General features: G+C 37.5%; 11 protein-coding genes and 1 pseudogene. 1 reads left to right on the top strand and 11 read right to left on the bottom strand.

Annotation, left to right across the window (positions count from 1 at the left end; translation table 11 throughout):
• Nucleotides 1-155: 155 nt before the first annotated feature.
• Nucleotides 156-1,580 (bottom strand): amidase, encoded by a 1,425-nt coding sequence (locus ABC374_RS07965; RefSeq protein WP_413016885.1) that lies wholly within the window; start codon nucleotides 1,578-1,580, stop codon nucleotides 156-158.
• The gene (locus tag ABC374_RS07960) at nucleotides 1,573-1,755 is read right to left on the bottom strand and encodes a hypothetical protein (protein WP_413016883.1); all 183 of its coding nucleotides are present in this window, start codon (nucleotides 1,753-1,755) and stop codon (nucleotides 1,573-1,575) included. Before ABC374_RS07960 ends, ABC374_RS07965 begins: the two co-directional genes overlap by 8 nt.
• A gap of 311 nt (nucleotides 1,756-2,066) precedes the next feature.
• Between ABC374_RS07960 and ABC374_RS07955 the strand changes: the two genes are divergently transcribed.
• Complete coding sequence (locus ABC374_RS07955; RefSeq protein WP_413016881.1) at nucleotides 2,067-4,346, top strand: transporter substrate-binding protein; 2,280 nt, start codon at nucleotides 2,067-2,069, stop codon at nucleotides 4,344-4,346.
• 10 nt (nucleotides 4,347-4,356) lie between these two features.
• On the opposite strand, the pseudogene ABC374_RS07950 reads toward ABC374_RS07955, so the two are convergent.
• From ABC374_RS07950 to ABC374_RS07910, 9 genes and pseudogenes are all read right to left on the bottom strand, one after another.
• Nucleotides 4,357-4,533 (bottom strand): annotated as a pseudogene (locus ABC374_RS07950) (IS4 family transposase); the annotation flags it as partial.
• Complete coding sequence (locus ABC374_RS07945; protein ID WP_488199293.1) at nucleotides 4,502-4,810, bottom strand: hypothetical protein; 309 nt, start codon at nucleotides 4,808-4,810, stop codon at nucleotides 4,502-4,504. The gene ABC374_RS07945 and the pseudogene ABC374_RS07950, both read right to left, overlap by 32 nt.
• 84 nt (nucleotides 4,811-4,894) lie before the next feature.
• The gene (locus ABC374_RS07940; protein WP_413016877.1) at nucleotides 4,895-5,032 is read right to left on the bottom strand and encodes a hypothetical protein; all 138 of its coding nucleotides are present in this window, start codon (nucleotides 5,030-5,032) and stop codon (nucleotides 4,895-4,897) included.
• A 12-nt stretch (nucleotides 5,033-5,044) separates the two neighbouring features.
• Nucleotides 5,045-5,233: a lysozyme family protein gene (locus ABC374_RS07935; RefSeq protein WP_413016875.1), complete on the bottom strand. Its 189-nt coding sequence runs from the start codon at nucleotides 5,231-5,233 to the stop codon at nucleotides 5,045-5,047.
• A gap of 237 nt (nucleotides 5,234-5,470) precedes the next feature.
• Nucleotides 5,471-5,788, bottom strand: a complete 318-nt coding sequence (locus tag ABC374_RS07930) for an aldo/keto reductase (protein WP_413020295.1) — start codon at nucleotides 5,786-5,788, stop codon at nucleotides 5,471-5,473.
• A gap of 616 nt (nucleotides 5,789-6,404) precedes the next feature.
• On the bottom strand, nucleotides 6,405-6,818 hold the full coding sequence (locus ABC374_RS07925; protein WP_413016873.1) for a HEAT repeat domain-containing protein: 414 nt from the start codon (nucleotides 6,816-6,818) through the stop codon (nucleotides 6,405-6,407).
• A gap of 519 nt (nucleotides 6,819-7,337) precedes the next feature.
• The gene (locus tag ABC374_RS07920) at nucleotides 7,338-7,673 is read right to left on the bottom strand and encodes a hypothetical protein (RefSeq protein ID WP_413016871.1); all 336 of its coding nucleotides are present in this window, start codon (nucleotides 7,671-7,673) and stop codon (nucleotides 7,338-7,340) included.
• A 630-nt stretch (nucleotides 7,674-8,303) separates the two neighbouring features.
• Nucleotides 8,304-8,639, bottom strand: a complete 336-nt coding sequence (locus ABC374_RS07915) for a hypothetical protein (protein WP_413016869.1) — start codon at nucleotides 8,637-8,639, stop codon at nucleotides 8,304-8,306.
• 971 nt (nucleotides 8,640-9,610) lie between these two features.
• Nucleotides 9,611-15,211 (bottom strand): DNRLRE domain-containing protein, encoded by a 5,601-nt coding sequence (locus ABC374_RS07910; protein WP_413016867.1) that lies wholly within the window; start codon nucleotides 15,209-15,211, stop codon nucleotides 9,611-9,613.
• Between the last annotated feature and the right edge of the window lie 23 nt (nucleotides 15,212-15,234).

Raw genomic sequence — 15,234 nt, 5'->3', positions numbered from 1 at the left:
TCAATCCTGTCATCTCATTTGAGACTTAATGACTCAATGGAATATATTAAAAGTGTGTTTTGAAAAAAGAGCAAAACACACTTTTTCTTTTTGTTCGTTTATTAAGGTTTCTGTAAATCTGGATCTGTTTACTTTTTGGGGCAAGCCCCTTTGAATTATTTTTGTAATGAGCTGACTAATTCAGGTTTTTTTCCTTGAAGAGGATTTGTTTTTTCTAAGGCATAACCGACATTTAACACCGTTTCTTCATTCATTGCCGCTCCCATGATTTGTAATCCAACAGGCATGCCATTTTTAAGTCCACATGGGACAGTAAGTGCCGGTAGGCCAGTTAAGTTCCCTGGTCCAGTAAAGCGGATGATATGATCAATTAGGTCTACCTTTGCCCCGTTCAAGTCGGCATAGTCATCACCGATATTTGGTGCAATGATTGGCAGTGTTGGAGCTATTAAGACATCTACTTTTTCAAATGCTTTTTGAAAATCCAGCTTGATTTGTCGTCTTAACTGTTGGGCCTGAAGGTAATCCACCGCAGAAGGGATTTCCCCTAATTCAAACAGTAAACGAATATCTGCTCCAAAGTCTTCTGGACGTTTTAAAAGGTTTGGATGATGAATCGTCGCAGCTTCTGTTAGAATCGTAATCATTTCTGCATATTCCGCGTATTTTAATGAAGGAATACTCACTTCTTCTACTTTTGCTCCTTGATCGACGAGAGACTGAATACCAGCTCTTACTAGTTTTTCTACTTCATAGTCCACATTTTTGAAAAAATATTCTTCATTCACGCCAATTACAAGGTTTTTCACATCCCCATTTAATTTTTCTGTATAATTACCGACCGGGGCTTTTACAGACGTTGGATCGTTTTTATCGTAACCTGCAATGATTTCAAGTAGCCCGGCGGCATCTTTTACCGTTTTTGTCATCGGTCCGATATGGTCAAGAGACCAGGAGAGTGGGAAGCAACCATATTTACTTACTCTGCCGTGGGTTGGTTTTAACCCTACAATCCCGCACGCGGATGAAGGAATGCGGATTGAACCTGCTGTATCTGTTCCGAGTGTTGCCACACACATGTCAGCCGCTATGGCAGCCCCCGAACCACCACTTGAACCTCCTGGGATTTTTTCTAGATCCCATGGGTTACGGCAAGCACCAAAGTAAGGGTTATTTGTCGTAATTCCCCAGGCATATTCATGCATGTTTAATTTTCCTGTAAATACAACACCGGCTTCTCTTAGCTTACTAATAATTGTGGCATCAAAATCTGGAACGAAATCTTGATGAATTTTTGAAGCCATTGTTGTGACTTCATTTTTAAAATATAGATTATCTTTAATGGCCATTGGAATGCCATGATACATGCCGCGGTAATTACCTGATGCAATCTCGTTATCAGCTTGCTGAGCCGTTTCTTCAGCTTGTTTACGGGTAAAGCTAATATATGCATTCACTGTTTCATTTAGAGATTCCGCATGATCTAATACTGCTTTTGTTAATTCGAGAGAAGATACGTCTCTTTTTGCAATTAAAGGGGCCAGCTCTTCAACGGATTTAGTAATAAGTTCTTTACTCAATGTGATCACCTCCAGGAATATTGCGAAGCGAAATATCATAATCGTTTAATGCAGCGTTGTCTAAGTCTGCTTTCATGTTTTCGATAGCTTGCCAGCGTGTTTTTAGAATAGGAAGGTGATTCTCCGTAGCAGATATTCCTTTACTTTCCAAGATATCACGTATTGATAGTTTCATTGTTAATCCTCTCCTTTTACTTTAAGTATAGAAATACTAAATTGTTATGAGTGAAGCTTTAGGTATGGGAAACACCTACATCTAAACTGCGACCTATCAATTGAAACCCCCTTTCTTTTCATACTTTTTAAATGCAATTTGTGTGCCAATACCGAAACCTTGAAAGGACAAGATTTTCAATTTTTAAGATTGTTTTAAAATAGGACAAGTAATTTGGGTACATTGTAAAATTTGTTATATTATGGATATAAAGAAGGCTTGTCCGATTTTGAGACGCCTTTCTCAAAATGAAACAAGGGGATGGGGCAGATATGTTGATTAAAGTTGGATTGTTATTTTCCTTAACAGGAACAACTTCTATTACAGAGAAGGGGCAGTATGAAGCGGCAAAATTTGCGATTGATGAATGCGATAGCCGTGTATGTGAAGTTGAAGCAATCGTACGTGATATTTGTTCAGATCCAATCAAAAGCGCACAGGAAGCAGAAGCTCTTGCTAAAGATGGAGTGAAAATTTTTATCGGTTGCTATACATCTGCGTGTCGAAAAGCTGTTTTGCCAGTGCTTGAAAAATATGATTGTCTGCTTGTTTATCCAACTTTATATGAAGGGAGAGAGTGTCACCCAAACGTCTTTTATACGGGAGAAGTACCGAATCAACAAGTTCATACTCTTTTAGATTATTTAACAAGTCATTATGGTAAGCGAGTTTATTGCATAGGTACAGACTATATCTATCCTCGGGAAACAAATAAACAAGTTCAAACGTATTTAAAAGAATTGGATGGGGCAGTTATTGGAGAGCGGTATGTACCTTTCGGCCAACAGAAATTTTATGATATTTTAGAAGATATTATTTTTAAAAAACCAGATGCTATTTTTTCTACACTTGTTGGGAAAAGTATCATTCCTTTTTATCGTGATTATGAGCGGATGGGACTAAATCATAAGAAAATTCCTATTTTCAGCCCGATTACAAAAGAAACGGAAGTCGCGGCAATGGGAAGCGAATTTGGCATAGGGCACTATAGTTCTGCTAGCTATTTTCAATCTATTTCTAATCAATTGAATATGGACTTTATAAGCAAATTTCATCATTTCACCGGGGAAAAAGGAGCTATCTCCTCGGTGATGTTTAACACTTATCAAGGCACAAAAATGATTATTGAAAGTATTATCGAAATGAAGAGCGAAGACCACCGGGATATTTTTCATCATTTAAGTGGAAAAGAACTCGACACAGCCTGCGGGAAAATTGTTGTTGATACAGATCATCGCCATCTGGCACGCCAAGTGAAAATTGGCAAAGGTATGCCTGATGGGCAATTTGAGATTGTCTGGGATTCAGAACGGAATATTTCCCCGCGACCATTTAAAGTGAAGCATAGTCAGTCGGATGATTTGAGTGAAGTTGTACTAAAATCTTGGGGACAAATCAGTGAAGAAGCAATCTTAGTGTTATCTAAGGAGAATGTTGTTTTGTATATGAGCAAAAAAGCAGCGGATATGACTCGTTTCTATCAAGGACAAACCCTTACGAAACAACTGCTTCAATCTATGTACCTTTCTTTTAACGTCAATCATTACGAAGCAAATCATCAACATTTGTATATGCTTAAACAGAAAATGAATGTTCGGTATGTGAAACCATTTCTTTCATTCGGTCGTATTCAAACATTAAGTCAAGGTTTCCAAACAGAGCTGGAGGTAGCGAGAATAGCTGCCCAATCATCTGCTAATGTCCTTATTCTTGGAGAAACAGGAACGGGAAAAGATGTGATTGCCCAGACGATTCATGAACAAAGTGACCGAAGAAATGGACCTTTTATTCCTGTAAACGCGGGTTTGTTGCCGAAGGACTTAATCGCTAGTGAGTTGTTTGGTTTTACAGACGGGGCTTTTACAGGTGCGAAAAAAGGGGGAGCGATTGGTAAGTTTGAAGCAGCTAATAACGGTACCCTATTTTTAGACGAAATTGGTGATATGCCGCTCGAGCTGCAAGTTGTCCTATTAAGAGCACTTGAAACGAAAAAAATAGTCCGGCTTGGGGAAACGGGGGAGCGAGCGGTAAATGTCCGGATAATCGCGGCGACTCACCGTAACCTTTCGGAGGAAATTGCTTATAGCGGTTCATTTCGCTCTGATTTATTTTATCGATTAAATGTATTATCGATTACACTCCTACCATTAAGAGAGCGGTCAGAAGATATGGAACACCTTTGTCAGGAACTATTACAAGAGTTCGTATCTTCCTATGGAGAAGGACCTATTCATGTCAGTGAAGAAGTACTCCAAGTTTTTATCCAATATCATTGGCCAGGCAATATCCGAGAATTAAAAAATGTTTTGGAACGGGCCTTTTTACTTGCTAAAGGAAAATATTCTACAATAGAAAAAATACACTTGCCACAATCTTTAATGGGCTACTATCAACGAAAAGATCATCAGGCTAAAACAATGAAAAACTATGAAAAAAAGCTGATTGAACAAGCTTTACGAGAAACCAAAACAGTCTCCGAAGCATCAATTGTACTTGGAATTGCACGCAGCACATTATATAGAAAAATAAAAGAGTTTAAGATATCTATGTAGTGAGGCTAGGATTGAAAGTAGACGTCATGTGTGCGGAAAGCTTTTGTGTAAGAAGGGATGTAAATAATTCTCGAAAAAATGCGACAGCTGCTGGATTAAAGCGTTGTTTGAGTCCCTCTTGGCTCATGAGTACGCCAGTCGAAGCCTCTAACCGACTACATAGTTGCATAACCGATGTACTGGCGACTTAGCCCTATCATGGATAATTGGACGGACTCTTTCGAATTCGGAAGTTCCATCCCGGAAGGATGGGTCGCTTTGAATCCTTGATCGGTCATGAATGGTTCAAACTTTTTATATCGTTCGGCAGTGGTTTGATAGGTGAAAAAACTTTCAAGAAACTTGTGATTCACCTTTAAAGCATCCGTGTTTTGGATGGATGATAGGGATTGAATCTGCTCTTCATAGTTGCCTTGGTTGGTCCTGACTTCATTCAGCTGTGACCGCAGAGAGAAAATATACATGATGACCAAAGAAGCCGAGACGAATACTATCATTAAAAACAAGAAATTTTTTTTTGGGTTGGCTCCATGCCTTCACCTCCGTTTCTAGATCCGTTTAAAACCTAGGAAGGGATATAAGTTTTTCCATTCTTCAACGGACGAATAAGAAGTACCACCACTGCTATTGGCATTGATAGCACCGGGTGGGAGCCCGATTGATTCGGAAGATTGCATCACATCCAATTCACATCCACCTCATTCCTGTTGGATCATGGCCAGAATAAGTCCGACATATTCCCCAACCCCATTTTGTTCCGCATATTTCCGGATTAACGGCTCGTATCGCTTGTCTTCAGAAGACACCTGCGCTGTACCCACTGCTCTTTCACCGGACATGCCTGATTCAAACTGATTCTCACCGCCCAAACTGATTGAAATGAACAAGGCAAATCCGAAAAGTGATGTAAGGAGAAGATTTATAAAAGGGGTAAAGAGTGATGTTCCAGTCGTTCACTTGATTTGATAGGTTGGTCTTTGCGGAAGTTTTGGAGAAATGTCATGAGAGATTTGGTTACACGATACCCTGTCTACAACTGAGTTGATTCCCAATGATTTTTTAAGCGAAAAAGAATGGGCCCTCCTTTTTGGAAGTCCCATTCCTCTTGTTCAAAGGTCTGTTTATTAGGGAATATCATGTCCCATCGAGCTGGTTAAAATGTTAAACCATTGCTCTTTTTCCATGCTTAGGTTTAGTGAATCAATGGCGCTGTCCAATCGTTCTTTCTTACCTGATCCAACGATCGGCATGATTTTTGCAGGATGTCTCAACAGCCATGCATACATCACTTCATCTATTCCATTAGCCCCGATTTCTTCTTTTACGATTTCTAACGTTTTTCTTAAGCGGGCAGCCTTTTCATTCGATTCCTCAAAGATGCTTCCTCCTGCAAGCGGTGAACACGCCATCGGCGCCACGCCCTTTTCCTGACAAAAGTTCAGATTTCCGTCTGTTCAACAAGATTGACAGGGTTTTGTCCGCATATGCGAAACCCTAAAAATATATAAGAATTCAATAGTTGTCCAGAGGCTTCAGGGATTTTGCTTTTAAATAAGACAGGAATTTCGGGGAAAATTCAATATTCGCATCACCAAAAAGAAAAAATGTTCGTAAAATTGAGGTCTTACGAACATCCATGTACAACTACCCTCATTTAATCAGAGGAACTATCTGAATTTTCTTTAATATCTTTTTTTGCGCTATAAAAACCACAAAAACTGATAGTCAGGATAAAAATTATATAAAAAGAAATACTTACAGCCAAATTGGGTATGAATTCTAGAATATCTGTAAGGGAGAAAATTATTAAAAACACCCCTGGTATAAAGGTAATGAACCATATATACATTTTATTTCTAATAATAAAAATAGAAGTTATGACCAAAAATGCTGCACCATACATTATATAAAACAATTGAATCACCTATTCATTTTTTTCTCTTCTTAAGATATAACAATTAATTTAGGTAGAGAAGTTACTACATTTCTAATGAGTTACATTTACTGTCCCTCTTCTTCGTCAAATTGTTTAGACAGGTAATTTCTAACGCTGCTCATTTATGAGTTTATTTCCTCAAGAGCTCCTTGTAATGAAGAACATGCTGCATCTGTCTGTTCGTTCTTTAGAGCAAATAGTAAGCTTTGTTTGATTAGATATACATTCTCTTGATTTAATAAGTCCACAACGCTATTGGCAACAGCGCATCTTACTCTATAAGAGGGATCCTTAAGTAAATCTAACATTAATCTTAAATATTTTCTTTCACCTAATCCTACAAAAAAACCTAGTTTTGACAAGCTGCTTGTTTCATATTTAAGATATTTTTCTAAGATCGGTATAGATGCAGCTTTTCCGATCTTACCAATCCCTTCTGCCGCATACCCCCTTACAATTTCTTCTTTATCCGTTAATGCTTCGTAAAGATGTTCTAGTCCTTTTATTTCATTTAGATCACCTATGGCTTCTACCACTGACCAATTCATCACTATCTTTTAAATTTCTCACTATTGCTTCGAAAACATCTTCTCCCTCATATCCATTAAGTGATTCCAGAGCATAATAACGATTTTATTCATCTGAATTTTCAGTTAATTTAATCAAGATGGACTTAATACAGTCGCTATTAGGGAGCTCCCCCAATGCTTCGATAGCCGTTAATTTAACGGCTAAATCATCATCTTCTAAATATTTCAAAATTTTCAAACTTGAATCCCGTGCCTGATATTGTAGTAACTCTTTAATTATGTTTATTTTTTAGCTGAAGTATTCATGTCAGATAATTCCCCCCCCTATGATTATCTTAGCAAAAATCACGACGACTAAAATAGTGCGGGGGCACTTATTGGTTTATATGATTGGCAAGCAGATTCGTTGTTGTTTCAACTTCAGCTTTTCTGCAATTAATATATCCCTTATTTTAAAAATATCCTAGAAAATAACCATTGTTCCACCTGGAACTAGTACTCTTTAAACGATTCTCCTCTAATAATTTAAAAATCAAGTATGGTTTCTATACTTTCATAATACCTATCCACAAGCTTAATGCCCTTTTCTTCAGCCTCATTTTCATCCATTTTTTCATCTTTTATCCATTGCTGATAATGGATAAGTTCATGCGCAATACTATCTAACTTATCATAAAGAGCATCGACTTTTCCTCGATTTTGAATAAGTTCATCATAATCTCCAGTTGCAATACGTATATAAGGTTCTATATCTTTATCATAGGGTGCAAAAAAGGTAGCAGTTACATACTCTTTTGTTTTACGAGTTTTAATTTGATAATCACTTTTTAAATATACAACAACTCGAATTGGAAAATTCATGTTTTTTCGAAGCCATCTCCCAAAATTCAAACACACAGTTCGTACCTCAGGGTGAACTCCTTTTCACATCTAATCCTTAACCCACTTCTTGGATATTTCATACTTTCTCCTTTTAGAATTAATTTGATCAGGGTAATTTCCCCTTTAAGCCACAACGTTGCTACTAAATTAACAATTGTAGAAAAAACGTTCGCAAAAGTGAGCTCTTACGAACGTCCATGTACCCCTCTCCTCTTTCAATCAGAGGAATCGTCCGCATTTTCTTTATTATGTTTTTTTAAGCCATAATATGCACATAAATAGAACGTCAGGATACCAATTATATAAAAAGAAAGACTTACAGCCCAACTGGGGATGAAATCTAAAAAATCTGTTAGGGAGAGGACTATTAAACACGCAAAAGGTACTAAACACAGCAACCATATATAATCTTTATCCCTAATCACTTGAATCATCAGTATTACCGCCAACACTGTACTAATCACTATACTAGACATTAAATCACCTATTTATTTTTGTTCTTCTTAAGATCGAACAATAAATTAAGGTAGCTTGCCAAGACAATCTAGGCAATCGAAAGATAAATAAAAATACTAAATGCAATCAGCATAACGATTCTCCTCTAATAATTTAAAAATCAAGTATGGTTTCTATACTTTCAGAATACCTATCCACAAGCTTAATGCCTTTTTCTTCTGCCTCATTTTCATCCATTTTTTCATCTTTTATCCATTGCTGATAATGGATAAGTTCATGCGCAATACTATCTAACTTATCATAAAGAGCATCGACTTTTCCTCGATTTTGAATAAGTTCATCATAATCTCCAGTTGCAATACGTATATAAGGTTCTACATCTTTATCATAGGGTGCAAAAAAGGTAGCTGTTACATACTCTTTTGTTGTACGATTTTTAATCTGATAATCACTCTTCAGATATACAACAACTCGAATTGGAAAATCCATGTTTTTTCGAAGCCATCTCCCAAAATTCAAACACACAGTTCGTACGGTGAACTCCTTTTTCACATCTAATCCTTAACCCACTTCTAGGATATTTCATACTTTTCTCCTTGTAGGATTAATTTGATAACGGTAATTCCCTCTTATCATTTAATTAAAGTTTTCGTAAAAGAACTCGCAAATTTCTACCTGAATAATCAACTACATACTTTCTATTCGGGCTTGCTTTAGGCCCTCCCCATAAAAAAAAATTCATTTTTATACTCTAATTCCTTTACTTTTTCACATGGATGATCAAAGGGGGTAATTCCAATTTTTTCCTCCATCACAAAGTCCAAACTAAATTTAAGTATTTCAAGTGCTTCCTTTTTCTTTTTTAAATCTGGGTAACTAAGAAAATCCTTTGTATTAAAAGGGACTTACAAATCATAAAACCCATTTACATACTCTAAAAAATTTATTTCTGGATACTCCCCACAACGAAAGTTTATTTGCTTACAATTAGTTGTATTGTATTTCATTATAAAGAGTCTTTCATATAATTTTTTTATACACCTAGTTTGAGATGTCCAGTGTCTAAAGCATATCTAGCTTTTACTCAAGACAGGAATTTCGAGGAAAATTCTAAAATCGCATCATCAAAAGGAAAAAACGTTCGTAAAAGTGAACTCCTACGAACGTCCATTTACACCTATCCTCATTCAATCAGAGGAATCGTCCGTATTTTCTTTATTATCTTTTTTTAAGCTATAGACAACACAAAAGAAAATGGTCAAAATAAAAATTATATAAAAAGTAAGACCTACAGCCCAACTGGGGATGAAATCTAAAATATCTGTAATGGAAAAAATCATTAAACATGCCAATGGTATAAAGGAAATGAACCATATATACATTTTATTTTTAATGAAGAAAATAGTAGATATGATTAAACATATTGCACCATACACTATATGAAACAATCGAATCACCAATCACTTTCTTTTTGTATAACTTTTATATCCTTTATAGTAACCGCGAGAAAAAGTATAAGCATCGACAGCCCAGGTGGCAGGCCCAAAGATAGTTCTACTACCTACTTTGAGGGCAATTCTACTCGACTTAGTTCTCTTCAATACCCGGCCTCTGGCTTTCTTTACAGGCTTTTTTTTATTCTTCTTGTACGTAGCTCCCCCCTCGATTGCTCCTCCAACCCCTCTTCCAACAGCTCCACTGTAACCATCACCAATATATGATTTTTTCACTGCCTTTAATCCTTGTTTAGTTGCATAAAGATGTCTTTTGTTGTTTAGCACTAAAGTCATCCCGTACCATGCTCGTTTCCCATCGGGATCAACCAACATAACTGGATTATTATCTGCATAGTTATAACCATTCTGTGTAATAGGGTTTTCCTTATCACCCAAGACTGGATCTAACGTTAAGAATCTTCCAATATCCGGGTTATAATAACGTTGTTGTAAATAGTATAGCTTAGTTTCAGTATCATAACGGTATCCAGCGTAACGGAATGGAACTTGTGAGGCAAAGGTGCCAGATTCTTTTAGATGGTTGCCCCATGCGTCGTATTGGAAGCTTGCAACGATCGTTCCTGCTTCATCTGTAACTGAGGTGATATCGCCATGGGCGTTTGCATGAAAGGTGTAGGTTTTCCCGGCCTTTGTCATCGTTAATGGGCGGTTGGCGTTGTCATAGACGTAAGATGCGAGAACTGCACCACTTTGATTGGTTTCTAATACCACATTATTGTTTTCATCATAAGTGTAATAAGTGGCTGTCGAGCCAATGGTTTTGCTCGTTCTTAGGCCTTCAGAGTTATATTGGTATTTTCCTAGACTAGTTGCCCCTTCTTTTACTTCCATTAAACGATCTTGAGCATCATACACGAATGTTCTTTTTCCGTCGCTTGTAAGATTCCCGTTTTTATCGTGAGAAACGGAAGCTCCGTTATTCGTGGCAAGCTGATTGGCCGCATCATACGTATACGTATGGGTCGTAAAGGTTGAACCCTTTGTTACTTTTTTCGTCAGACGATTTCCTACTGCATCATACGTGTAATCAATCACGTTTCCATTTGGACGGACTTCCTTGGTAAGCTGTCCACTCTTATCGTAAGTGAATTGGCTTGTGCCATCTTTCGTCTTTTCTGATGAACGGTTTCCTTTTGCATCATACGTATAGTCAAAAGATTCAAGGATCGTGCCGCTTGCATTAGTTGTTAACAAGCGGGTCAGTTGATCAGCGCCATTATAATTATATAAAGTGAACGTCCCGTTTTTATTTTTCAATCCTGCAAGTTGATCATTTTCTGTAAACGTAAAGGACGCGGATGTATTCCCGCTAGAAATATTAGTGATCTGATCGTTTTTATCTACCTTACGATTAACGGCTATATTTGTAGACCCAGAGGAAAAAGAGCTTGTTAAGGCATTACCGTTTTTATCATACGTATACGAGTTTTTCCTTCCGTTGGAATAACTCTTCTCTTTTAGTTTGTCGTCTGCATCGTAGACGAAGTTAGTCGTTACTCCTGTTAAGAGGTCCTTTTCACTTAGCTGGTTGCCATTGGCATCAAACGAGAATTCATAACGCTTTACACCGTTCAATGAAGTTGACGTTTTTCGGTTTACATTATTATAGGAATGCTCGATTATACTTCCATTTGGTGAACTTGTTTTAGTCTCGTTTCCAACTAAATCATAGTCATACTTTATTTGTCGTCCAAGCGCATCCGTTAACGATGTAATATGATCTCTCTCATTGTAGACAGACAGATTTTTTTTGCCATTCGCATTGATAGTCGCTGTATGATTGCCAGCTTTATCATATTCGTAGGTAGTTGTTCTGCCATTCTCATCAATAACCTTCGTTAAATTATCATTCGAATTGTATTCATATTTCCTTGTATCCCCGCCGGTTGTTTCCCCTGTTACATTTCCAATGGAATCATATGTTTTCCATACCGTGTTCCCTTCAGGGTCGGTACTATTCACGACATAGTTCCCTTTTGCATCATAAGCCTGTTTCGTCCGAATAGAACCTATTTGCACTTTAGCTGCATCAAACCAAGCCGTTCCCGTCTGATCCTTATATTGGTAGTACACAGTCAATGATTTAAACTCTTTCGCTGTTACGAATCTTAATGAAGTATGCTGCCAATCATGTGTTTTACTACTGTCAAAATATCCGTTTACCCATTGTGTCGTGCCATCTTTATGATTAATCGCTACATTCATTTGGTAAGGTCCCGCAGAAGCGGTTGGAGAAGTGGCCTTTGAAAACCCTGAAACCGTAAGCTCTTGTCCCGCTTTTCCGTTTACGGAAACCTCCTGGCGAACAAACTTGTCCACCTCGCGCTTACCCGTTAATTTGATTGACTTTTTTCCGGTATACGCTGTTGTTGCATCCACTCCATCCGAAGATGTTAAGGTACCCGGATAATACCAGCCATCTGCAACCCCATTCTTATCCGTTATTTCAAAATTACTGTTATCAATTAAGTTGAAGGCTCCATAATATTCCTCTTCAACTTGTAAACCATCAAAATAAAAGTCTCCCTTACCAGCATTGACATAGGCCTTGAGGGTGAAGGATTCAGTATCACTTGATAGGTCACCAGGGTTAATGACCAGGTGCATCCGCTCTACATTGCTTGTCCCAGAAAGCATCGGACTACTAATGGTTTGAGTCATTTTACCACTTGCGTTTCCGCCGGTAATAACTAATTTAGCATTGGAATTGGCATTGGTCGTTTTCATGTACCCACTGATTACATACTTTTTTTGAGCATTATAAGGGATACGTCCACTTTCGACTGCTGCCGCTGTGGTTGGATTGGAAATTTTAAGTTGCTTTACGCCAAGATTAGCTTTTTGAATCGATATGCCAGTTGAATCGTAGGTGAATGTAGCTGTACCGATTTTTGTCCAATTATCTGGCCATTTATCATTGTTGGCATCTGTTTCAAAACTGCCATTTTTCAAGAGATTTTCACCGATACTTAAAGATGATGTTTCCTCTATGGTATTCCCGTTCGAATCATACTTTACAGCAGAAGATTTCGTTGCTGCATCCGTAGACGCCACATTGTTATTGTTACTGTCATATTCCTCGGTTGATACATTACCTTTCGCATCAATAAATTCGATGGGATTATTGTTTTCATCGTACTTAATTTTTTCTTGCTCATTTAATGTATTGCTGAATGATGTTACATTCCCTGAATCATCATAGCCATAATCATACGTTGCATTGGAACCCGATTTATTTGCATTTTCATCTTTTTCTTGAATAATGTTATTTTGATCATCATAGTTAAATGTTCGCGTATAATTAAGACCGCCGACATCTGAAACAGACTTTATCACGTTTCCGTAAGCATTATGGGTGTAGGCTGTTTTGACACCTCTTGAATCGGTTAACGTGGTGACTCCAGTTGACCCATTATAGGACATTGTATAATAATCTTTTTGGAGAGCTCCGGCAATTGTAACTGGCTGTTCATATTTTACAAGCTGTTTTTCAGCATTGTAGGTCATGGATAATTTCTTGCCTTTTTCATCCGTATAGGACGTCATTTGATGATTTGCGCCATAACCATAGCCGGTATTTTGGGTAACGGTTCGTTTGGAATCCGTTTCAGAATACCCTGTCAGGTTACTGGCTGCATCATACGTATACATATATTCTCGGTTTGATGGATCTACAATCGAACTCACCTTTCCGTTGGAACCATAACTGATCGTCATTTTTCTTCCGGATGGATCGGTTACAGATACTAGTTTATTCCCTGAATAGGCATAAGTCGTTTTATTATTATTCGTATCCGTTGCGTTAACCATTTTCCCTGAAGCATCAAACGTTGTAAAAGATTCATCCTTTTCCACGAGCTTAAATGTTCCATTTGTGTTTTTCTCAAGTTGTACATAAACGCCTCCAGGTGAATCATACTCACCAGATGCATTCTTTGAAAAGATATGATTCGTGCCATCCTCATCGCGATAAAGGACAAGGTCATCCGCTGCAAAAATCAGTTTTTGATCAAGATTCGAACTCCAACCAAAGCCAAACACACCTGATTCGTCGGACCGGCTATTATACGTACGATTCACGGTTAAAGGCAGGCCGCGTCCATCAATCGTAAAGTCCGTTTCCTGTGTATAAAAGTTACCGTTATACGTATTGACATTGGAGTCCGCTGAGGTCCAAAAACTTTCAACGCCAATGGGTTCAATCGTATAAACGACAGTCAATTTAGGCTTTTTCAATGGATCTGCAGAGTAATCACTAGAACGAAACATTTTACGATTTACGGTTTCAGTTGCATTTTTCAGCATGATGCCATGGTTCGCTTTTTTTCCGCTATACCATTCTTTAACAAGATTTGTCATGAAGAATGTATACTCGTTATCTTTTGTCACATTCAAGTTTGATACTTGCGATTCAATGGATGGCTGGTTACTCCAGGTTGCTGAATCTGAAGCCCATGGCTTTGAAATGGGATAAACCCCAACACTTGCTGTATGATCGAATCCATTTAAGTTAGAATGTGAGCTTAATTTTAAATTTGCAGATGTAATCTTTGCACCGCTTAATAAATTTTTCAAATTAAATTTAACTAAAGATCGAGTTGTTCCGTAATATATTTGTTTTCCTGTGATAAGAGAAGGATCCAGCCAGTAATTCACTTTCGGATATGCGGATGAAATGAATGTGTCTGAAGTGGTGTGATCTTGGATTCCAACTGTTGGATCAATGACAATGGGGTATTTCCGTTCTTTTGAATTTAGCCAGCCTTCATCAGCGACTACATCGACATAAGTCTTCCCTTTCTCCTGACGAAGCTTCATGGAAACATCGTGTGAAATATTTTCGGCCGCATCATACATAAAAGGCTTCGTTAAAACGAAAAATTCATTTTTGTCTTTATCTTCAAAAATGATATCTCCATTATCGCCTTCTTTTGCTTGTAGATTTTTCAAAGTAAACTCATAGGAGAACTTATTATTTTCAGGCTTGCTCTCAAAAACCAATTCTTCTTTTACGGCATTATTATCGACATGAAAAACTAAATCAGCGTTTGAAAAAACACGAGGATATGTCATACGATTTTCTTCAGCTACACCTTTTACCTTCTTTACACCGACTAAACCGAATTCAAGCTGCTTATCTTGCTTTTTTAATCGTATCGTTCGATTTTGCTTACTTTTCTTAGAGAACTTCACCTTGTAATCATTTGCTTTATTTCCAACAGATAAATCCCCATCGTCTGATTCAGCTTTTTCAGCGACTATATCATTGTTAATATCCTCCCATTTATTGTCTTTTTCAAAGTGGATGGGTTCTGTATATTCCTCTAGCACATATTCTCGTGTCTTAGTATCAAGGTACGTCTTAGAATTTTCCGTCCTTAATTCATCCATCTCTTGTAATTCATGTACATCTTTGATTGGTTCGTTCTTCTCTGCAAAAGTGACACTTCCCTGAAAAGGCGGAATAATGGATACAATCAGTGCGAGAATCAATGTCCATACTACCAATTTATATTTATTTAGCTTTCTTTTATTAAGCTTCATCTTATTTCCCCCCATTAATTTAT

The organism is Peribacillus phoenicis (genome assembly GCF_047238085.1).
GTDB lineage: Bacteria > Bacillota > Bacilli > Bacillales > DSM-1321 > Peribacillus.
This window is presented reverse-complemented; position numbering and strand designations above follow the sequence as displayed.

Excerpts from the sequence above, each read along its gene's own strand:
- ABC374_RS07960 (WP_413016883.1), bottom strand. The coding sequence starts at position 1,755 with ATGAAACTATCAATACGTGATATCTTGGAAAGTAAAGGAATATCTGCT.
- ABC374_RS07955 (WP_413016881.1), top strand. The coding sequence starts at position 2,067 with ATGTTGATTAAAGTTGGATTGTTATTTTCCTTAACAGGAACAACTTCT.
- ABC374_RS07945 (WP_488199293.1), bottom strand. The coding sequence starts at position 4,810 with ATGTATATTTTCTCTCTGCGGTCACAGCTGAATGAAGTCAGGACCAAC.
- ABC374_RS07920 (WP_413016871.1), bottom strand. The coding sequence starts at position 7,673 with ATGAATTTTCCAATTCGAGTTGTTGTATATTTAAAAAGTGATTATCAA.
- ABC374_RS07915 (WP_413016869.1), bottom strand. The coding sequence starts at position 8,639 with ATGGATTTTCCAATTCGAGTTGTTGTATATCTGAAGAGTGATTATCAG.
- ABC374_RS07910 (WP_413016867.1), bottom strand. The coding sequence starts at position 15,211 with ATGAAGCTTAATAAAAGAAAGCTAAATAAATATAAATTGGTAGTATGG.